The organism is Aquimarina sediminis, assembly GCF_002895435.1.
GTDB classification, from domain to species: domain Bacteria; phylum Bacteroidota; class Bacteroidia; order Flavobacteriales; family Flavobacteriaceae; genus Aquimarina; species Aquimarina sediminis.
Window position 1 is genome coordinate 109791 of sequence record NZ_POYJ01000008.1, and the last position, 22842, is coordinate 132632.

The window sequence follows — 22842 nt, forward strand, 5'->3', positions numbered from 1 at the left end:
GCGGAGGCTATAGTTTTGTTGCAAACAATTTTGAAGATGGGAAATATAAAAAAGCATGCCCTGATTTTTAGATGTATTGGACTGTTCATATTTTTTTGTTTGATTTCTAATAGTGGTAAAGCGCAACAGTTATATCCTGCAAATTTTGATGTTACTACATTAAATGGGACAAATGGTTTTGTTATTCCGGGTATGGATACAACCTATAAGTTAGGGTATGAAATGCAGTTTATAGGAGATATCAATAATGATGGTCTTGAAGATGTATGTCTTGGAAACGGAGAGGAAACAGTTATGTCTTCTGATCTAGCAGGAAGAGCTTATATTATTTTTGGATCCACCACTGGTTTTCCAACACCTTTTGACCTTACTACATTAAACGGAACCAATGGTTTTGTTGTTGAAGGTGTAGGTTATAATCAAAGACGTGGTTCTACAGTGGCAGGTCCGGGAGATATAAATGGGGATGGAATAGATGATTTGATTGTAGGTTCTAGTAATAGTAGTGCGGATGAAATGGTTATATATGGCAGTACAACTTTTTCGGCGGTAATGGATGTGAATGATATTAATGGTACTAATGGATTTTTAATAGATACTCCCGGTAGTAATCAAGTTGCTGTTCTAGGGGATGTAAATGGAGATGGAATTAATGATTTTATTATTGGTACCCCTCATTGGTCAGGACAAGCATGGATTGTATTTGGTCGTTCAACTGATTTTCCTGCATTGATAAATGTTTCTTGGCTTAATGGGGTTAATGGGTTTAGAACTAGTCAGTTTCCTGGTAGTAGACCATCCTATAATGTAGGAGGAGCAGGAGATATCAATAATGATGGTTACAATGATATAATGATTGGAAATTGGGGCTCTAGCTTTGATGTGTCTGGTGAAATTAGTTACGTGTTATTTGGAAAAGGTACACCTTTTGATCCAATAGTAGATCTTGTAGCGGTTGATGGTACAGATGGATTTAAGGTTGATAATGGTGGAAATGGATTTTTAACATTTGTAGGGTCAATTGGTGATGTAAATGGAGATGGAATTGATGATTGTTTTTCTGAAAATAATATAATTTTAGGGTCAACAAATCCTTTTTCAGCAAATTTGTTAATGAGTGATCTTGATGGGTCAAATGGATTTGTATTAAACAATTATGTTTTATGTGCGGCACCTACTGGAGATTTGAATCTAGATGGGATAGATGATTTTATTGTAGCAGGAGCAGATAATTATGTTGTTTTCGGAACATCAGGGGGATTTTCGGCTAGCTTTGATTCTTCTACACTAAATGGAGTTAATGGATTTAATATTTCTGTTAGTAATTCTAATATAGGAAGACCTATTGATGGAGGGAAGGATATGAATGGGGATGGACTTACTGATTTTATATTTGGAGATAGAAATGGTGCAAGTGGTGGTAGTGCCTATGTAATCTTTGGGGGAGATCATTATGCTATGCCATTAAATTCAGGATATCCACAAGCTATTAATGAAACAATTTCTGGATTTACCTTGGTTGTTAATGGACCCGAAACTGGAAGAATACACTATGCCATTTTTCCAGGTAATTTTTCTGCAACCGTATCTCATGATGATATTACTGGTGGAGTAGGATCTGTGGTTAATGGAAGTTTTTTGATGAATATTGCAAATACAGATATCCAAGAAGTGATTTCTTCTTTGGCTGCAGCTACTACTTATGATGTGTATTTGTTTTTAGAAGATGGAGTAGGCAATCAGGGAGAGATTTATCATATAGATAATGTAACTACCTTATCAGGAATTGATACTATAGATCCAACAGCAAGTAATCCTATAAGCGTAGATGTGCAATGTAGCGCAGATATTCCTGCACCTAATCCGCTAGTAGTTACAGATGAGGCAGACAATAGTGGGGTGCTGCCTACGGTTGCCTTTGTACAAGATGTTAGCAATGGGCTTTCTAATCCAGAGGTAATTACCAGAACCTATAGTGTAACAGATGGTTCTGGGAATAGTATAAATGTAACTCAGACAATTGTAGTTAATGATACTATTGATCCTACGGCTAGCAATCCAACAACAATTACAGTGGCTTGTTTTGAGGATGTTCCGCCTGTAGATGTATCAGTGGTAACCAGTAAAGCAGACAATTGTACGGCTAATCCGACAGTCTCTTTTATTAGTCAGAATAATTCAAACCCTACAATGGTTACAAGAATTTATAATGTATCAGACGAAGCTAATAATAGAGTTTCAGTTACTCATACAATACTAATTACAGATACAATAGATCCAACTGCTAGTAATCCAGCAGGAATTACTGTACCCTGTATAACAGATGTACCCGTGGCAGATATCGAAGTAGTTATTGACGAAGCAGACAATTGTACAGTAAACCCTATAGTCACTTATGTAGGAGATGTAAATACAAGCTCGAATATAATTACTAGAACATACAGCGTAGCTGATAGTGCAGGAAATTCCATTAATGTTACCCAAATAATAACTATAAGCGATACTGTGGATCCTATTCTTGATTGCCCAACTGATCAGGTTTTGGTTACTGGTGCCGTTATTCCTGATTACACAGGGTTGGTTGTAGCTACTTATAACTGCGATAGCTCACTAGGTATTATTCAAAACCCCGTTGCAGGTAGCCCATTTACAGATGATATGACAATAGAATTTACAGTCACAGATGTTAGTGGGAATATTGGTAGATGCTCAATTACTATAACCGCTACAACAGATACAGAAGCACCTAAGATAAATTGCCCTTCTGACCAAGAGCTATCTTGCGATGCTACTATATTACCAGATTATAGAGAATTAGTTGTTGTTACAGATAATCAGGATGCAAATCCCAATATTATCCAAAACCCTGTTGCAGGATCTCCTATTGTAGATGGGATGTTGATAACGATTACAGCAACAGACTTTAGTACTAATAGCTCGAGTTGTGCTTTTGCAATAAATCAGGAAGAGGTTTCTGTTCAAGTAGGAGAAGATGAAGAAATTATGATAGGTCAAGAAATAGAGTTAAGTTCTGTAGCCTCAACCAATGGTAATTTTGTTTGGACACCATCTACAGGTCTAAATAATGCCAATATTACTAATCCTGTAGCAAGTCCAGACCAAACGACAACATATACTGTTCTTTTTACCAATGATCAAGGATGTATTGCAGAAGATATGATTACTGTATATGTGGAGGCGCAACCAGAAGATCTAACAAGATATGGTTTTTCGCCTGATGGTGATGGTATTAATGAGTATTGGGAGATTTATGATATCGAAAATTATCCTAACAATAAAGTGTCAATATATAATCGATGGGGAGATATAGTTTTTGAGATAAAAGGATATAATAATACGTCTAAGGTATTTAGAGGAATAGCAAACAAAAAAAGAAATATAGGAGGTGATAAGTTGCCAGAAGGGACATATTTCTTCGACATCAAAATAGAAGGTTCTCATAACCTAAGAAAACAAACCGGATTCCTAGTTTTAAAAAGATAATAAACAAAAGCTCATAATGAGTGTTTAACAAAATGATGACCACAATCAATAAGAGAAGGGAAAAGTTGATAGATCATTATTTTAAGTATTAAAAGATAGATGAGAAAAAAGAATATACTTTGTGCAGTTGTATTACTATCAAACTGTTTATATAACTTGATTTTTGCACAGCAAACTCCAGTTTTTGCTAATTATAACTACAACACTGTTGTTATTAATCCGGCTCATGCGGGTTTTTATCAAAATTCAGATATAACTATTACGAACAGAGGGTACTTGAATCAAGTGGATGGTAGTCCGCGAAATATTGGATTAACATTTAATTCACCATTGCGATCTAATAATATGGGATTAGGTGCTGGGATTTATAGTGATCAGGTAGGCGTGACTACAACAACCAATGTATTTGGTGCCTATTCCTATAAATTAGTTTTTGATCATAATTACAGCCGAGCAAGATGGTGGTCCTATAATCCAAATGTTTTATCATTTGGTATTACGGCAGGAGTTACGTTTTATAATGAGGATTTGTTATCATTAGGTATTGCTAATGATCCTAATTTTGTAAGTAATATAAATACTCTTGTTCCTACTCTGGGTGTTGGTATTTTGTATAATAGAGATCGTATTTATTTGGGTGTTTCTTCACCAAATGTTTTAGGAAGTTCTCTTTCTTCAGAAAATAATATTAATATCGTAAATCCTGTTTATGCGTATTCTGGATATCGCTTTTTTGCTACACGTTTTGAAGAAGTCCTAATTACGCCTAGTGTTTTGATTAAATATGTTTCTGGAGCACCACTACAGGCAGATTTTAATACCACAGTAAACTATAGAAATCAAATAGAAATGGGAGCTGGGTATAGAACCAATTCTTCTATGAATTTTCTTGTGGGATTTCATGTGTCTAATCATTTGAGATTAATGTATAACTATAATCATGCATTACGAAATACTCCCATTAATAATACCCATGGAATAATACTAAGCTATCGTTTAGGAGAAGGTTTTGATAGTAGAAATTAATCCATCTCTTTTTCGAATGTATTTTGAATGTGTTTGATAGTATCAAGAATTAGGCAAAAAACTGATAGCTTGTTATGAATACAATTTAATTTGTAGGCGAACTTATTTAACCTTTATTGTTAGGAGTACTTATTGTTTTAAAATTAGTGTTAAAGAGGAAATAGATGATTTTTTTTAAGGTTTTATATATTTCATTTTCAAAGCATATTTTGTTAATCCAGCTAGGTTTCTAACATTTAGTTTGGCAATAAGGTTTTTTCTATAACTTTCGATAGTATGCTTACTTAAGAATAGTTGATCTGCAATTTCTTGTGTAGTAAACTCTTGTGCTATTAAAGTAATTACATCAATTTCTCTTTGCGTTAACTTGACTTCTTCTTGCTTTTTTTTGGAGAATTTATTTTCTAAATAAATATCTTTTATCTCTTTCGAAAAATATTTTTCACCTTTTAAAATAGTTTTTATAGCCTTTAGGAGTTCTTCTTTTTCTGCGTTTTTTGGGACATAACCGTCAACATCATGCTCTATTAGGTTGTCTATCATCTCCGCATCATTATGCATACTAACCACAAGGGTTTTGATACTCGTTTTTCTATCTTTTATGATCTTGTTAAGAGATATGCCATCCAATTCTGGCATAGAAATATCTGTAATAATAAGATCTATCTTTTCGTCAGGGTTGATTTCTAGATATTTGGCGATGTGCTTGCCATCTTTGGCGGTTAATAAAATATTATATTCTTTCTCTGAGTTAAGAATACTAAGCAAACCATCTAAAAACATTTTATGGTCATCTGCTATAATTAAATTATATTTCATCTATTTATTTTTTATGTAATTCAATAAAAGTGTACCAAAGTACGCATTTAAGTTGGGATCAACTTAATTGTTTTTGGTTCATTTTTTCTGTGATTGTTGTCAATGTTGGTATTTCAATATTAATGAGGGTACCTCTATTAATTCTAGAATCTATATGTAACGTACCTGATACGGTTTTTAGTCTGCTTTTAATGTTCTCAAACCCAATTCCAGAAATCTGATTTTGCGTGTTAAACCCAACACCATTATCTTCAAACATTACATTTACTGCACCCTCTACCAGATTTAATTGAAGTTCTATGCTAGAGGCTTTGGCATGTTTAATGGTATTGGTTATTAGTTCTTGTATGATCTTAAAAATTTCAATTTGTAAAATTTCGTCCATTAGATCAATTTCGGTCCTAGGGTATACAGTGATAGAAGTCTTTAGGTTTGTTGCATCACCAATATTATTAAAATATTCTTCGAGGACATCGCTAAAATTGTTTTTGCTAAATTTTTTGGGAACCAGATTGTGCGATAAATCACGTACCTGCTCATAGGTATCATCTAATTGATTATTAATAGTTTTTATGTGCTCCTTATTGCCATTAATAACAGTATTGTTTACTTGTATTTTTATAGCTGCCAGATTTCCACCGATACTGTCGTGTAGTTCTTGTGCTATTCGTTTTCTTTCTTTATCCTTACCTTTTATCAAAGCTTTAATAAGTTTTAACTCCTGATCTTTAACCAAAGAAGTGATTTTTTGTTTACTTATTTCCTCTTGCTTCTTGTTTAATTCACTTTGCGTTTGCAGTTTTTGATAATACGTGATGAGTAATCCAATAATAGGGATAAGAAGAATCAAAAATGAATACAGTATAGTGTTTTTAATACTTTTTTGTCGAGCTAATTTGGACTCCTGAATCTCTTGATCTTTTTTTAATAAGGCGATTTCATTTATTTTTTTTTCTGAGGCATTTTGAAAAGATAGAATTCTATATTCATTTTCTTTTTTTTCAACCTCTTGCTGTAACTTAAGATTTTTTATAGCTTCTTCTTGATTTTTGAGCTTAAGTTCTCTATTGGTATTTTCGATTCTTAGTATTGATATCTCCTTTTCTTTTTCGAGAGTTTTGAATTTAATTTCTAATTCATTGATCTCTTTTTCTTTTTGAAGACTTCTTATAGAATCTTTTATTTCTATTTCTTTTGTAAAGTAGTCATACGACTCTTTAAAATTGTTTTGGGCTGCTGCACTTTTTTTAAGATGACTATAAATAGTGGTTTGTTTATCTAAAAACCCTAAGTTTTCTGAGAGGAGTAAAGCTTCTTTGTAAGATAATGTGGCTTTATCATGCATTCCCTGATCTTGGTATACAAGTCCGGTATTCATCATTGCATCGATGGTAGGTCTATGGAATCCATTTTCTTTACCTATAATCCATGCGCGATTATAATACTTAATTGCTTCATCATAGTTTTCCATAATATGATATTGAACACCAATATTTTGCAAGATTATTACTTCATTTCTTGATTTTTCGCCATTTTTAAAAAAGGCAAGGGCTTTCTTTAAATATGATAAAGCAAGTTCGTTGTTATTTTTTAATGAGTGTGCACTTGCGAGACTAATATAAACGGTAAACGTAAATTCTGACTTGCCTTCAAATTGCAAACAAGATTCTAGAAGTTGAATGGCGTAATCATATTCACCTAATCTAATATAGGTTGCTGCTAAATTGTGTATTTTCTGGTAATAATGTCCCTTTGCTTCATATCTTTGGGCAATTTCAATCCCTTTAAGGTGCCATTTTTTACTTTCTTCTAATAAACTTTTATCGCTATATGCATTCGCTATGATATTGTATACCATGGATAATCGTAGTCTAGAAACAGAATCTTTTTTTTGACCAATAAGCTCTACAGATTTATTTCCATAATATAATGCAGAATCTGCCAGGTTTTTATAATTAAAATAAGATCCTAAGACTATTGAAGAGTATAATCTAGTATCCTTATAAAATGTTTTTTTTAAAAGCCTATGGCTTATTTTGTATGCTTCTTGGTGTTTATCGGTTTCAAGAAATGAATATGCTTTGTCAAGTAGTTTTTTTTCCTCTTTATAGGTGTTTATTTTTTTTGGAACAGGGGGAAGTTTCCCCTCTCTCATTTGCGCACTTAGGATAAGCGGAAGGATAAAGATAAAGCATACATTAATCTTACGTAAAAATCTTAACATAAGCAAATGTATTAATTCTGGCATGTACTACTACCCCTGAAAATGGGGGTTTTTGTGTATTTTACGAGATTATGGGTAAATCAAATATTGTATTCTTTTAATTTTGAATTCCTGAAGGTCTTTTACCCATGTATTTCTAATTTCTTGAAAAGTAAGACCTTGTTTGATTTGTTCTTCTAGTTTTTTGGTCCCAGCATGAATAGTAAAAGATTTTGTGTTAAAGAATTTTTCTTTAGCATTGGTATTACGATATGCATTAATTAGCCATTCTAGATTAATCGAATCCAGATGTTTACTTTCTCTTAAATCTTTTCCGTAGCACACCTCTCCTCTATGTTTGGGGTATTTAGAACCAAAGTTTGGTTTAGGGATATAAGCAAAATCATATTTCTCTACAGGAAGATCAGAGGAGCCAAAAATTTGAAATTGTGTTTCGGTTCCGCGACCTGCATTTATTGTGGTGCCTTCAAAAAAACCAAGACTTGGATATAAATTGATAGCCTTGTCATTAGGTAAATTAGGAGAAGGTCGTATTGGTAGGCTATATGTAGTGCTATGAGTATAGTTTTTAACAGGTATAATATTGATGTTGCAGGTTAAGTTTTTTCCAAGCCAACCTTCACCATTTACCATTTTTGCATATTCACCAATAGTCATTCCATGAACCAGAGGTATGGGATGTACGCCCACAAAACTAGAATGTTCTGGTTCTAAGGTTGGTCCATCGATGTAATGTGCATTAGGATTAGGTCGATCTAATATCAAAACAGGAATGTTATTTTCTGCACATGCTTGCATAACATAATGCAAGGTTGATATATAAGTATAAAATCGAACTCCTACATCCTGTATATCAAAAACAATAATATCAACGTCTGATAGAGATTGCTGAGAAGGTTTTTTGTTCTTACCGTGTAAAGAAATAATGGGAAGCCCTGTTTTGATATCTTTACCATCTGCTATTAACTCTCCAGCATCGGCTTTTCCTCTAAAACCATGTTCTGGAGCAAAAACCTTCTGAATTTTGATATTTCTGGAGAGTAGGGAATCTACAAGGTGAGTATAATTCTTATTCGTTATACTATCTCTAAAAATAACCGAAGTCTGATTGCCTACAATTGCAACTTTTTTATTTTCTAAAATAGGAATATATTCACCAGTAAGATTTGCTCCTACGATGATTGGCAGCTGCTTTTTTATACTATCCTTAGCAACTGATGTTTTAGGAGTAAGGTTTTCAGACACTGAAAAAAAAGAGGAGAATGATGTTTTTATTCCATATAGACAAAAAATAAAAATAATGAGAAGGAATAAAAATGTATTTTTGAATGCATTTCTAACAAAAACCATATTTGAGATTGAATTTCGAGTATTTTATAGCTAAACGCCTTATCAAAGGTAAGGAACATAAAAGTAGCATATCCACTCCAATTATAAAAATTGCAATTTTTGCTATTGCAATAGGTATGATTATGATGTTGATAACAGTGGCTACGGGCGTAGGATTACAGCACAAAATAAGAGAAAAAGTAGCTGCTTTTAATGGGCATGTTTTGATTTCTAGCTTTGATAATAATAGTAGCGTTGAATCTCTTGTTCCAATATCATCGAATCAAGAATTTTATCCAGAATTTACTGATGTTGATGGTGTAGAGCATATACAAGGCGTGGCGAGTAAAATGGGATTGATACGTACAGAGACAGATTTTGATGGAGTAGTGGTTAAAGGAGTTGGTAAAGACTATGACTGGAATACTTTTAAAGAATATCTTGTCGAAGGAAGAATACCAGATTTTGGAGAAGAACTTAATGAAGAAGTCTTAATATCATCGCATATTGCAAATCGATTGGGGATCCATTTAGGAGATAAAGCAATAACTTATTTTTTGAAAAAGAATACCGCTTCAAAATCAAAACATTTTATTAGAGCATTTAAGGTTGTAGGAATATATAATTCAGGATTTCAGGAGTTTGATGAAGCTTTTCTTATTGCAGATATAAGGCACGTTATAAAAATGAATAAATGGAAGCCGGATGAGGTCGGAAATTTTGAAGTTTTTATAGATAACTTTGATGAGATAGATAAAAAAGGACAGGAGATCTACGAGAATATTCCTTCTACTTTAGATAGCCAAACGATTACTTTGAAATACGGAACTATCTTTGAATGGTTGAAATTATTTGACCTCAATATTATCGGGATTATTGGCATTATAATTTTGGTTGCGGGAATTAATATGATTACCGCTTTGTTGGTTTTAATTCTAGAGAGAACTCCAATGATAGGGATATTAAAGGCATTGGGGACTAGCGACTGGAGTATTAGAAAAATATTTCTTTACAATGCGGGCTATTTAATTTTGATAGGTCTGTTTTGGGGTAACCTTATTGGTGTGAGCTTACTGTTTATTCAGCAGCGATATGGTATTGTGGGGCTTAATCCAGAGACCTACTATGTGAGTACTGCGCCAGTATATATAGATTGGGGATATATTGTATTACTTAACTTAGGAACCATGATTTTGTGCTTACTAATGCTACTTATCCCTTCCTATATTATTGCTAAGATATCACCTACAAAATCTATTCGTTTTCAATAAAATGTTATTCTTTCTTAAAAATTGCCAATCGGTAATGTAGATTGTATCTTTGCTATGTTAAAATGTCTATGATCAGGACAGTTAAAAATATTTGGAGTGAAATACGCAAATAATATACTAGAAACCATAGGAAATACACCTTTGGTAAAAATGAATGCGATGGTAAAAGATGTTGATGCTTTGGTATTGGCCAAGTATGAAACTTTTAACCCCGGAAATTCAGTAAAAGACCGAATGGCGTTGAGAATGATTGAAGATGCAGAAGCAGATGGTCGGTTAAAACCCGGAGGTACTATTATTGAGGGTACATCTGGAAATACTGGGATGGGATTAGCTTTGGTAGCTATTGTCAAGGGATACAAATTGATTTGTGTGATGGCAGATAAGCAATCAAAAGAAAAAATGGATATTCTTAGGGCAGTAGGAGCAAAAGTAATGGTTTGTCCAACAAATGTAGAGCCCGATGATCCTAGGTCGTATTACTCTGTTTCAAAGAGATTAGCAGAAGAAACCCCTAATTCTTGGTATGTGAATCAATATGATAATCCATCTAATGCCCAAGCACATTATGAAAGTACTGGTCCAGAAATATGGGAGCAAACCGACGGAAAGGTAACCCATTTTATTGTTGGAGTTGGCACAGGTGGTACGATATCTGGAGTTGGGAAATATTTGAAAGAAAAAAATCCAAATGTAAAAATATGGGGCATAGATACCTATGGATCTGTTTTTAAAAAATACCATGAAACTGGGATTTTTGATGAAAATGAAATTTACTCATATATAACAGAAGGGATAGGAGAGGATATCTTACCTAAAAATGTTGACTTTTCGGTTATTGACGGATTTACTAAAGTAACCGATAAAGATGCAGCTATATACACACAAAAATTGGCAAAAGAAGAAGGAATGTTTTTGGGTAATAGCGCTGGAGCAGCTATAAAAGGGTTACTTCAATTAAAAGAACATTTTACCAAGGATGATGTTGTTGTTATTTTATACCATGATCATGGGAGTAGATATGTAGGAAAAATGTTTAATGATGATTGGATGAGAGAGAGAGGGTTTCTGGAAGAAGAAGTATATACTGCAGATGATTTAGTGAAAAATCATATAGAAAAACCATTGATTACTGTTAAAACAGAAGAATTAGTATCACATGCCATTGAACGTATGCGTAAATTTCAAATATCACAAATACCAGTAATTGATAGCGAAGGATTTGTAGGAGCTATTGATGAGAGTGCTCTATTTACTGCTTTTTTGGATGATAAAAATATGGATAATACACCTATCAAAGATATTATGAAAGATCCTTTTCCGATTGTTGGTGCCAAAACGTCATTAGAGGAGATTTCTAAACTTATTAGGAATGGTAATCCGGCGGTTTTAGTTGCTCTAGAAAATGGAAAACATCATATCATTACAAAATATGACGTCATTAGTCATATGAAATAAATTCTTATATTTAAAACATAATTAACCCCCTCTATTGGTTTACCTGCTAATACAGGGGTTGTTTTTATGCTTTTTTATTTTTTTAGGAATGATTAACTTGGTTAGATCCAAACTAAAGAAATATGTGTAAAATGATAGTAGCATGTATAGATACTCTTTTGATTTTTCTGATATCGATAAACTAAGAAACTATTTTAGGTCGCAATTGGATCCAAATAGTTCTACAGATCGAATTTATTTCCCTCCCGAAATAGGAGAAGGGTATTTGGCATATTATAAGATATCTTCTGAAGTCTTTCTTTTAATAAATAATTATAAGGCTAATGCTGATATTGAATATGTACGACAACCCTTTGAAGAAAAGGATATTATACTTCATTTTAGAAAATATGCTTTAAATCATCAACTAAAAAAAGATCATATCATAAGTACCTATTCTGATAGTTATACTCCTGGTAATATGAGATGTATGGATGCTCAGCAGGGAGAACAGGTTTTTATTACTAAAGGAGCAGAGGTAAAATCTACTATGATTGTATTAAAAAGCTCTTATACCAATCCCTATGTGTTAAAAAGCAAAGAAATGGCTGATAAAGTTGACAGCTATATACGCTATTCTCATCAGGACATTAATAAGTTTTACCTTTCTTATAAGCAGTCCAATCTCTTTGATCAGATTGTGCAGCCAGATATCGATAAAGTAGAAAATTATTTGTATTTCGTTGCACGTGGAATTAGATTACTAGAAACCTTTTGGAAAGATGTGTTGCGTTGGGAGACAGAAAGCAATCCCTTTAATATTAATAGTGGACAGGTTGGTAATATTTATAAAGTAAGTGATTATCTGAAAAAGAATATCAAAGAACCTTTTGTTGGGGTAGATCAATTAGCGGCAATGGCACATATGAGTCGGACTAATTTTTTTAACATGTTCAAAGAGATTCATAACCAAACACCTCTAGAGTTTTTTAATAATAAAAGGCTCGAGATTTCATATAATATGATAATAGGAGAAGGCTTATCTATTAGAGAGGTAATGGATACACTTAATTACTCTAATTCTTCAAAATTTAGAAAAGCTTTTTTTAATAAATTTGATATCTATCCTGATGTGAGTATATAATTCTAAGGTCTAAATGAATTATAATAAGCATTTTTAGAAATGGGGTAAAATAAAGATGGTCGCCAAAAATGGCAACCATCAATAACCTAACACAAACTCAACTTAGCTTAGGGTTTTGTAATCTTTATATTTTAAATGAATTAATTTTCCCTTTTTAATTCTAGTAACAAAGTAAAGGAATGAAATTGTTGTTGGGCATTCCATTAATACAGAAAATCTTACCAATAGTACATTTTTATGAATAATTAACTTGATTTTAAGAATTATGCGTGATAATCATACTATTTGTATGGCATTAGTTTCTGTTTTTTGTGGTTTTCTAAAAATAGACCTTAGTTTTTTTGGGGTATATCCAGAATTTTACTCTTTTTTGGATTAAATCATTGACCATTTAGAATTCATAAAAATATTCGAAGTGTAGCAATAGACTTTAGTAGACTGTTTGTTTATTTTACACTTTGTGGATTTGGTTAACATTATGGGTGATTATTTGTAAGAATCGAATTAATTTTCTTAATTTCATCTACTATTTTAGAAAAGCTATAGTTGTTATTTTATCCTACCTAAAATGTTTAATAGCTAGCATCACTTGTTTATACATCGGCAAGTTTAAAAAACTATAAACATAATATGTAGGATATATGACAGAAGATTTTCTCCAATATCTTTGGAAATACAAGAAATTTGAACTTTCTCACCTGAAAACAACAAAGCAAGAAGAGCTCATACTTTTGCATGTAGGAACACATAATATCCAAAATTCTGGACCAGATTTCTTCAATGCCAAGCTTATTGTTCATGGTCAAAAGTGGGCTGGTAATGTAGAAGTTCATATCAAATCAAGTGACTGGTATGTTCATAACCATGAAAATGATCCGAGATACGATAATGTGATACTTCATGTGGTTTGGGAAGACGATATGGAAATATTTAGAAAAGATAATTCCGTTATTTCTACATTACAGCTTAAGGATTATATCACTGATGAATTACTAAGGCGTTATCGAATACTTTTTGCTCAAAATTCTAAACAATGGATTGCATGTGCAAGACATTTACCAGAAGTTTCTCAATTTGTATTGTCTAACTGGAAAGAAAGACTATATCTAGAAAGACTAGAGCAAAAATCAATACTTATATTAAAACTACTAGATGAATCTGCCAATGACTGGGAAGCTGTTCTATTTAAGCTTTTGGGTAAAAATTTTGGTTTAAAAGTAAATGGAGAAGCTTTTTTGAGTTTGACACATTCAATAGATTTTTCGATAATAAGAAAATGCTCAGGTAGTTTGGATCAATTAGAAGCTTTGTTATTTGGTCAGGCAGGTTTTTTACAACATTCAATAAAAGGAGAGGCAGAGTATAGAGACGTATTAAGAAAAGAATACCTGTTTTTGAAATCCAAATTTCAATTGAAGAATTTAGGAGTACTACCATTTCGGTTTTTTAGACTTAGACCATCTAATTTTCCTACTATAAGATTAGCGCAATTTGCCATGCTATATTTTAAAAATCATAAGCTGTTTAATCAAATTATTAAGATCAATACTATTGAAGAGTTTTATGATCTTTTTGATATTGATACAAGTGATTTTTGGAAAAACCATTATACATTTCAAAAAAAATCAAAAACTAAAAAGAAGAGACTGACAAAGGTATTTGTTGATTTAATTTTGATCAATACTATTATACCAATCAAGTTTCTGTATGTCAAAAAACTGGGAAGAAATAACGAAGAGGAAATTTTTGATTTATTATCTCAATTATCTTTTGAGAAAAACAGTATTGTAGATAATTTTATTGATTTGAGGATGCCAATAACAAGTGCGATGGATTCTCAGGCAATAATTCAGTTAAAAAACGCGTATTGTGATCAAAAAGCATGTTTAAAATGTGCAATTGGGAATTATTTATTGAATGGTGAATAGAATTTAGGATAATATATTTATTTTGCGGTATGCTTTATAATCTAAGACAGTTTTTAGAACGCAATGGGTTTTATGTTTCTTCAAGATTAGCCGATAGGTTAGGAATGAGAGCTAAGAATGTGCGTTTGTTTTTTATATACTTAACTTTTGCCACAGTTGGTTTAGGTTTTGTGATATATCTTAATATAGCTTTCTGGCTAAAATTGAAAGATTTGGTTTATACTAAACGAACTTCTGTATTTGATTTATGATAAGAGTGTTTAACAGGCGTAGTAGATCAAAGGTATATGTGGCAGTACTATTACTCATTTTTGTAGTAGCTATTGGAGTAATGGGTTTTCGTTTTTTTTCTGATTATTCATGGATTGACGCTCTGTATATGACCGTAATCACAATGTCGACCGTTGGTTTTGGAGAAATAGTCCCGTTAGATGATGAAGGCAAGTTGTTTGCAGTATTTCTAATAGCGACTAGTGTGTCTATATTTGCATATTCTGTATCGGTTATTACCGAATTTATTATTAATAAAAACGATCCTAAAAAATTTAAACATAGAAAAATACAAAAAATGATAAGTAAGCTCAAAGATCATATCATTATTGTAGGTTATGGACGTAATGGTAAGCAAGCAGCGATGAAATTACAGGCCTATGATAAACCTTTTATTATTATAGAGAATAATAGTGATATAATAGAGCGATACCAAAACGAACAGTTGTTGTTTCTAAAAGGTAATGCTACAGAAGATGAAGTGCTGATAGATGCTGGAATTAAGAATGCTGGCTGTTTAATTTGCACATTGCCCGAAGATGCAGATAATTTATTTATAGTACTTTCTGCAAGACAAATTAATAAAAAGCTTAAAATAATAAGTAGAGCCTCTCAAGATACCTCGTATAAAAAAATAAGATTAGCTGGGGCAGATAATGTTATTATGCCAGATCGTATTGGTGGAGATCATATGGCGTCATTGGTAGTTGTGCCTGATTTAATAGAATTTTTGGATAACCTTTCTATTGTTGGCAAAAGATCCATAAATATTGAAGAAATCTCTTTTGAAGATATGTTTGATGATAAAAAAGAAAGAACTATTCTTAATATTGATATGAGGTCAAGAACAGGATGTACTATAATAGGATATAAATCACCAGAGGGAGAATACATCGTGAACCCAGAAGCTACTACGCTACTAAAACCTGGTTCTAAGGTTGTGGTTTTAGGACGACCTGAACAAATAAATCTTTTGAATAAGGAGTTCGATATTTGATAATTAGAAATATTTAACCTTTAAAAAAATTGTAAACAAGTGTTTTTTTTAGCATCTTGCTCACTTCTTAACAATTAAATTCAATTAATTTACAAAATCATGAAGAGAATTCTTCTTTCACTTTTAGCACTCACCATACCTTTTTTAACATTTGCACAAGAGACTACAGAAAAAGGTCTTGATCAAAAAATTGACGAGGCTTTTAAACCGTTTTCAGATGCAGTATCCAGTATTGTCTTTTTTGAAGTTTTTGCAGGCGCACCTTTTGTAATCATATTATTGGTACTAAGTGCCTTGTTTTTTACATTATATTTTGGTTTTCCTAATATTAGATATTTTGGAAAAGCGATTAACGTAGTTAGAGGAAAATATGATGATGTAGAAGGGCATAGTTTAGGAGATCCATCGGCAGCTGTTGATGGAGATATTAGAGATACAATACGTGATGAGTCTAAAGAAGGAGAAGTTAGTCATTTTCAAGCTTTAGCTACTGCAGTTTCTGGTACAGTTGGTAACGGTAATATAGCAGGGGTAGCACTGGCAATTGCTTTAGGAGGTCCAGGAGCAACATTTTGGATGATCATCTGTGGGCTATTAGGGATGTCTACCAAATTTGTAGAATGTACTCTGGGGGTTCAATATAGAGATGTAGGTGAAGATGGTACTGTGTATGGAGGACCAATGTATTACTTGAGCAAAGGATTAAAAGATAAAGGTTTTAAAACCCTAGGGAAAATTGTTGCCGCTTTGTTTGCAATATTTTGTATAGGAGGTTCTTTTGGAGGTGGTAATGCAGCGCAATCTAATCAGGCAACCATTGTGTTAAAAGAGTTAATGGGATTTGAAAGTACAGGAGCAGGTTTTTGGATAGGTGTAACTTTGGCAATTCTTGTTGGGATTATTATTATTGGAGGAATTAAGCGAATTGCTTCCGTAACAGAAAAAGTAGTTCCGTTTATGGCTGTAATGTATTTATTAGCCTGTTTGTATATCATATTTAGTAACTTCTCTTATGTTGATGATGCACTTGGGATGATAGTTTCAGAAGCTTTCAATCCTAAAGCAATAGGGGTAGGAGGAATAATAGGAGTTTTATTAGTTGGATTTAAAAGAGCTGCCTTTTCTAATGAAGCAGGTGCTGGATCGGCTTCGATTGCTCATTCGGCTGTAAAAACTAATTACTCAGCGAGTGAAGGACTTGTTGCATTATTAGAACCGTTTATCGACACCGTGGTGATTTGTACAATGACAGCTTTGGTTATAATTATTTTTAATTTTGGAGGAGCTTTTGAGTATGGAGGAGACGGTAGTGGAGCTGTGTTTATTGATGGAGTATCATATGAAGGTGCGGGAATAACTTCTATGGCCTTTGCAAAATACATCCCTTATTCTAATGTCTTCTTAACAATTGCAGTGGTGTTGTTTGCAGTATCAACTATGATATCTTGGTCGTACTATGGTCTACAGTCTTGGAAATTTTTGTTTGGAAGAGGTAAAGCTGCAGATTTAGTGTACAAAATATTGTTCCTAACCTTTGTGGTCATAGGAGCTGCGGCAAGTATGAATTCTATTTGGGCATTCTCTGATGCTATGATATTTGCAATGGTGTTCCCGAATATGGTAGGATTATTCTTTTTGTTCCCGGTAGTTAAAAAACAATTAGCGAGATATTTTGAAGCTATAAAAGTTTCTAAAAGCTAAGCAAAGCTTTTCTTATGCGATATAAAAAGTCCCATTTCGAAGTACATTCACGTTTTCGAAATGGGATTTTTCTTTTATCTATCATCTTGTTTGTTGTCATCTTGGGATATTATTTTTCTACAAATTCAACAAACTCAGAGGGGGATTTTGTCGAATTGGCTATATTTCAAAGACAAGTTGATTCTCTTAAAGAGTTAACAGAGCAAGAAAATAAAAAATATGTTTTAAAGCCTTTTAATCCCAATTTTATTTCTGATTACAAAGGTTATAGGCTTGGACTTTCTGCAAAAGAACTAGATAGGCTTTATGAATATAGAAAGTCAGGTAGATGGATTAATTCTAATGCTGATTTTAAAAAAGTTACTCAAGTTTCAGATTCGCTACTTTCTTTAATCTCTCCTCTGTTTAAATTTCCTGAATGGACCCAAAAAAAGGTTACAGGAAAGAAGCATTCAAAAAAGAAGTATTTTTATAAATCGTTTTCTCAAAAAAAAGATTTGAATTTAGTTTCAGTAAAAGAACTTCAAGAAGAGGTTGGAATACCTGGTTTTATTGCAAACAGAATTATAAGATATAGAAGTAAAATAGGTGGATATGTAAGCGATATACAGTTGAAAGATATTATAGGTTTGTATGAGAATCAAAGAAATAAGATTTTATCTCTGTTTACAGTAAAAACTCCTAAAAAAATAAAGAAAGTTAGTGTTAATAGTGCTACGGTCAACGAACTATTAGAGGTGCCCTATTTTGATTTTGAAATGGTATTGGATATCAAGGATTTTATAGAAAAAGAAGGAGATATTACTAACTTTAATGAATTAGGGAAAATCGACAGTTTTTCTCTAGAAAAAATAGATAGAATAAAGCTATATTTGACATTAAATTAAGAATCGGAAAAAAAAGACCGTGAATTGTGAATAATCAATAATTGATTAACATCTAATTCTTTAATGGAAATGGGTGTAGGATAGTATACGATTATCATAATAAGAAGAGGTATGTTTACAAAAAAAGCTATAGTTATCATATGAATAGTATGTATTTTACAGAAGAGCACGAATTATTTAGACAAAGTCTTAGGGAGTTTTTAAAAAAAGAAGTTACTCCGCATATTGATAAGTGGGAAAAAACAGGAGATATCGACCGATTTATCTGGGAGAAATTTGGGGAAATGGGATATTTTGGAATAGCATATCCCGAAGAATATGGTGGGTTGGATTTAGATCTTTTTTACACTGTGATATTTCTCGAGGAATTACAAAAAATTAATTCGGGTGGTTTTGCTGCCGCAATGTGGGCTCATGCTTATTTGGCAATGACACATATTAATAAGGAAGGTGATCATAGGATTAAAGAAGCGTATTTGAGACCAAGTATAACTGGAGAAAAGATTGGCTGCCTGTGTATAACAGAACCATTCGGAGGTTCTGATGTTGCAGGTATGAGAACAACTGCTGTAAAAGAAGGTGATCATTATATTATTAATGGATCCAAAACTTTTATTACTAACGGGGTGTATAGCGACTATCTCGTAGTAGCTGCAAAAACTAACCCTGAACTCGGGAATAAAGGTATTAGTATTTTTGTTATTGATAGAGATACTCCCGGGGTATCTGCTACAAAATTGGAAAAGTTGGGCTGGAAAGCTTCGGATACGGGAGAAATTGCTTTTGATAATGTGAAAATCCCTGTTCATAATTTAATGGGCGAAGAAAACAAAGGGTTCTCATATATTATGCAACATTTTGCTTTAGAAAGATTGATAATGGGGGTTAACGCTCATGCTAGAACAGAGTATGCGTTGGAGTATGTTATACAATACATGTCCGAAAGAGAGGCTTTTGGAAAGAAGATAGATAGGTTTCAGGCATTAAGGCATACCGTAGCGGATATAGCAAGTGAAGTAGAAATGTGTAAAGAATTTAACTATTCTGTAGCCAAACGTCTTAATGATGGACAATATGTAGTAAAAGAAGCAAGTATGTCTAAACTTCTTTCTACTAAAATTGCCGATGAGGCAATATATAAATGTTTACAATTACTTGGAGGATATGGGTACATGGAAGAGTATCCTATGGCAAGATTGCTTAGAGATAGTAGGTTAGGGCCTATTGGAGGTGGAACTTCTGAGATTCTTAGAGAAGTAATTGCTAAAATGATAATAGACAAAAAAGAATATAAGGCAGCAACTTGATAATATAGATATAATTAAATGTTGTTAAAAAGACCGAAGCTTTGCTTTCGGTCTTTTTTTTATGAAAATAAAGTATTGAAGAATGTAAAGACTTTGAGTCCTTTGGTCGAATACTTGAATTTTTTGTTGAAAAATGATTTTACTAGTATAAAACGTTAAATTTTATTGTTTTATCAACACGCAAACGTTTGAGAGGTTACGCAAACGTTTTCAGCTTTTTTTTAATACTTAATTTGATAAAAAATTAACGCAAATACTAATTAAATATGAAAATCAATACAGTTTTTTATGTGCTTATTACTCTAACGTTATTGTTAGTAAGTTGTAGTAAAGATGAAGTTTTGGATAGGAAAGAATCCGAATCTTTAGAGTTGAATAAAGAAGTTTCTTCAAAAGCTTTAAAGCAAATAGGTTCTGGGGTAATGATGCAAGCTTTTTATTGGGATGTTCCTGCGGGAGGTACTTGGTGGAACGTTGTTAAAGGAAAAGTCGATGACTGGAGCAATGCAGGGATAGATGCTATTTGGTTACCACCTGTCAGTAAAGCTCAAAATGGACCTTTTTCTATGGGGTATGATCCGTTTGACTATTATGATTTTGGAGAGTATAACCAAATGGGAAGCACAGAAACCAGATTTGGTTCGCGGTCAGAATTAACCAGTTTGATAACTACTGCACATAATAATGGTCTAAGTGTAATTGCAGATATAGTTATAAATCATAATAGTGGAGGAGACTCCGAGGCTAATATTTTTACAAATACAAATACATATACCGATTATAATCCTATGTCAGGTTTGTTTGAGCGAAGTCAATATGATTTTCATCCAAATGATTATCATAATAATGACTCGGGTGTTTTTGGCGGATTTGCCGATTTGTGTCACCATAAAAGCTATGTTCAGGATTGGTTGTGGAATAAGTCTAACTCTGTGGCTAAGTATTATAAAAATACCATGAAGTTTGATGGGTGGAGATTTGATTATGTAAAGGGTTTTGAACCATGGGTCGCAAAAGAGTTTAATCAGGCAGTTGGTGGGTTTGCTGTTGGAGAATACTGGGACGCAAATGTTAATACATTAGCATGGTGGACCGATCAGGCACAGATGTCTGCTTTTGATTTTGCATGTTATTATAAAATGAGAGATGCATTTATGGGTAATAATTTAAATGCTCTTAGTGAAGATATGTTGTGGAAAAGAAACCCATTGAGAGCAGTTACCTTTGTGGCTAATCATGATACCGATGAAATAATAAATAATAAGATATTAGCTTATGCATATATCTTAACTCATGAAGGATATCCTGCTATTTTTTATAGCGATTATGAGGAATGGTTAGATAAAAGCAAAATGAATAATCTGATTTGGATTCATAATAACCTTGCTGCAGGAAACACAACCAATCTTTGGACAGATAATGATGAGTACATTTCTAGGAGAAATGGAGCAGGTGCTAAAAGTGGATTGGTGGTCTATATTAATAACTCAAATTCTTGGCAAGAAAGATGGATTGAGACAAATTGGTCAAGCAAAAAGATTAAAGATTATACTGGTAATTCTGGGTGGGAACCAACCACTCAAGTGGGTAAGTGGGTAAAAATTCAAGCACCACCAAAAGGGTATTCTGTGTGGTCTGTGAAATAAAATTAAATATTATTCAAGAAAACTTTGCGGATAATAGTTTTGTGTTATCTTTGCACCCTAATTATTTCTAAAGAAAGGAGGTGCCACTATGTTAATTATACCAGTTAAAGACGGAGAGAATATAGATAGAGCGTTAAAACGTTTTAAAAGAAAATTTGATCGAACAGGGACGATGCGTCAGCTTCGTAAACGCCAAGCGTTTTCAAAACCTTCTGTTGAAAGAAGAGCGCAGATTCAAAAAGCACAATATATTCAACACTTAAGAGATCAAGAAGAAATTTAAGAGTAGTTAACGTTGTCTATATAGAGGGTTTCTTAGGATTATAAGAAACTGGATACCGTTTTTCAACATAAATTTTAACCGTTAGGATACTAAAAGTTTTATACTTTTGTTTTCTAACGGTTTTTTTATGTTTATTTCAGAATTTATAGAGTATCTGCTACTCGAAAAAAAATACTCTAATCATACGGTTACTGCTTATAAAGCGGATTTATTGGCTTTTTTAGAGTTTTATGAGAGGGAGTATGAGGTTTCTGATATAAAAGGAGCTAATTATTCTCAAATCCGTTCGTGGATTGTTAGTCTTGTTAATGCCGGGATTTCTAATAGAACTATTAATAGAAAGGTTTCTTCTCTTAAAACATATTATAAGTTTTTACTTAAAATAGAGCAGATAGAAAAGAATCCTTTGGCAAAACATCAAGCGTTAAAGGTTTCTAAAAAGCTCCAAATACCATTTTCTTCGCAAGAAGTTGAAGGGGTTCTAGAGGGATTGGTGGATGATAAAGATTTTGAGAGTGTTAGGGACAGGTTGGTTGTTGAGTTGTTTTATGCTACGGGGATGAGAAGAATAGAGTTGGTAAATCTTAGGCTTTCTGATGTTGATATGGTTAAAAAGCAAGTAAAAGTTTTGGGTAAACGGAATAAAGAGAGGTATTTACCGCTTTTAGAGTCTGTTTGTGGAACGCTAAAACGATATTTGGTTCTAAGGTCTGATTTGATTGCAGGTCGCGAAATACCCTTTTTGCTTTTGACAAAAAAAGGAGTTAAAATCTACGAAACACTTGTATATCGAGTGATAAATGGCTATTTTAGTAAGGCATCTTCAAAAGTAAAAAAGAGTCCGCATATCTTAAGGCATTCCTTTGCGACACATTTACTAAATGAAGGAGCGAACTTAAATGCTGTAAAAGAATTACTTGGTCATTCTAGTTTGGCCGCTACACAGGTGTATACTCATCATAGTGTAGCGCAATTAGCTAAAGTATATGAAAAATCTCATCCAAGGAATAAAAAGTAAAAGATGGGTTGTTTCTTGTCGCTCTTTTTGGCTTAAAATTTTGTTCAACTA

17 protein-coding genes are annotated in these 22842 nt (G+C 32.8%); 14 read left to right on the plus strand and 3 right to left on the minus strand.

The window, feature by feature from the left end; translation table 11 throughout:
- The first annotated feature begins 36 nt into the window (after positions 1-36).
- Together C1X07_RS16795 and C1X07_RS16800 are read left to right on the plus strand one after the other, a co-directional pair.
- Positions 37-3504 (plus strand): T9SS type B sorting domain-containing protein, encoded by a 3468-nt coding sequence (locus C1X07_RS16795; protein WP_164914184.1) that lies wholly within the window; start codon positions 37-39, stop codon positions 3502-3504.
- A gap of 99 nt (positions 3505-3603) precedes the next feature.
- On the plus strand, positions 3604-4530 hold the full coding sequence (locus tag C1X07_RS16800) for a PorP/SprF family type IX secretion system membrane protein (protein ID WP_103071196.1): 927 nt from the start codon (positions 3604-3606) through the stop codon (positions 4528-4530).
- A 174-nt stretch (positions 4531-4704) separates the two neighbouring features.
- On the opposite strand, the gene C1X07_RS16805 is transcribed toward C1X07_RS16800, so the two are convergent.
- The 3 genes from C1X07_RS16805 to C1X07_RS16815 form a co-directional block, all read right to left on the minus strand.
- Positions 4705-5349, minus strand: a complete 645-nt coding sequence (locus C1X07_RS16805) for a response regulator transcription factor (RefSeq protein ID WP_103071197.1) — start codon at positions 5347-5349, stop codon at positions 4705-4707.
- 58 nt (positions 5350-5407) lie between these two features.
- A complete protein-coding gene (locus C1X07_RS16810; RefSeq protein ID WP_164914185.1) occupies positions 5408-7573 on the minus strand; it encodes a tetratricopeptide repeat-containing sensor histidine kinase in 2166 nt (721 codons plus the stop codon).
- Between the two features lie 69 nt (positions 7574-7642).
- Positions 7643-8923, minus strand: coding sequence for an exo-beta-N-acetylmuramidase NamZ family protein (locus C1X07_RS16815; protein WP_103071199.1), 1281 nt, complete (start codon positions 8921-8923; stop codon positions 7643-7645).
- Between the two features lie 8 nt (positions 8924-8931).
- Here C1X07_RS16815 and C1X07_RS16820 point away from each other — a divergent pair, with 8 nt between their 5' ends.
- The 12 genes from C1X07_RS16820 (at position 8932) to C1X07_RS16875 (ending at position 22791) form a co-directional block, all read left to right on the plus strand.
- Positions 8932-10173: an ABC transporter permease gene (locus C1X07_RS16820; RefSeq protein WP_103071311.1), complete on the plus strand. Its 1242-nt coding sequence runs from the start codon at positions 8932-8934 to the stop codon at positions 10171-10173.
- Positions 10174-10269: 96 nt separating this feature from the next.
- Entirely contained in the window at positions 10270-11631 is a 1362-nt protein-coding gene (locus C1X07_RS16825) for a pyridoxal-phosphate dependent enzyme (protein WP_103071200.1), read from the plus strand.
- A 142-nt stretch (positions 11632-11773) separates the two neighbouring features.
- Positions 11774-12754, plus strand: a complete 981-nt coding sequence (locus tag C1X07_RS16830; protein ID WP_103071201.1) for a helix-turn-helix domain-containing protein — start codon at positions 11774-11776, stop codon at positions 12752-12754.
- Positions 12755-13395: 641 nt separating this feature from the next.
- Positions 13396-14682 carry a DUF2851 family protein gene (locus tag C1X07_RS16835; RefSeq protein ID WP_103071202.1) on the plus strand — a complete coding sequence of 429 codons (1287 nt, stop codon included), beginning with the start codon at positions 13396-13398 and terminating at the stop codon, positions 14680-14682.
- A 29-nt stretch (positions 14683-14711) separates the two neighbouring features.
- Positions 14712-14933 carry a PspC family transcriptional regulator gene (locus tag C1X07_RS25315; RefSeq protein ID WP_103071203.1) on the plus strand — a complete coding sequence of 74 codons (222 nt, stop codon included), beginning with the start codon at positions 14712-14714 and terminating at the stop codon, positions 14931-14933.
- Positions 14930-15949 carry a potassium channel family protein gene (locus tag C1X07_RS16845; protein ID WP_103071204.1) on the plus strand — a complete coding sequence of 340 codons (1020 nt, stop codon included), beginning with the start codon at positions 14930-14932 and terminating at the stop codon, positions 15947-15949. Before C1X07_RS25315 ends, C1X07_RS16845 begins: the two co-directional genes overlap by 4 nt.
- A 99-nt stretch (positions 15950-16048) precedes the next feature.
- The gene (locus C1X07_RS16850) at positions 16049-17650 is read left to right on the plus strand and encodes an alanine/glycine:cation symporter family protein (protein WP_103071205.1); all 1602 of its coding nucleotides are present in this window, start codon (positions 16049-16051) and stop codon (positions 17648-17650) included.
- Between the two features lie 14 nt (positions 17651-17664).
- Positions 17665-18537 carry a ComEA family DNA-binding protein gene (locus tag C1X07_RS16855; protein ID WP_103071206.1) on the plus strand — a complete coding sequence of 291 codons (873 nt, stop codon included), beginning with the start codon at positions 17665-17667 and terminating at the stop codon, positions 18535-18537.
- Positions 18538-18677: 140 nt separating this feature from the next.
- Positions 18678-19844: an acyl-CoA dehydrogenase family protein gene (locus tag C1X07_RS16860; RefSeq protein ID WP_103071207.1), complete on the plus strand. Its 1167-nt coding sequence runs from the start codon at positions 18678-18680 to the stop codon at positions 19842-19844.
- A gap of 266 nt (positions 19845-20110) precedes the next feature.
- Complete coding sequence (locus tag C1X07_RS16865) at positions 20111-21490, plus strand: alpha-amylase (protein ID WP_103071208.1); 1380 nt, start codon at positions 20111-20113, stop codon at positions 21488-21490.
- Between the two features lie 88 nt (positions 21491-21578).
- Positions 21579-21773, plus strand: coding sequence for a 30S ribosomal protein S21 (gene rpsU, locus C1X07_RS16870; RefSeq protein WP_024768892.1), 195 nt, complete (start codon positions 21579-21581; stop codon positions 21771-21773).
- Positions 21774-21900: 127 nt separating this feature from the next.
- Complete coding sequence (locus C1X07_RS16875) at positions 21901-22791, plus strand: tyrosine-type recombinase/integrase (RefSeq protein ID WP_103071209.1); 891 nt, start codon at positions 21901-21903, stop codon at positions 22789-22791.
- Positions 22792-22842: the final 51 nt, after the last annotated feature.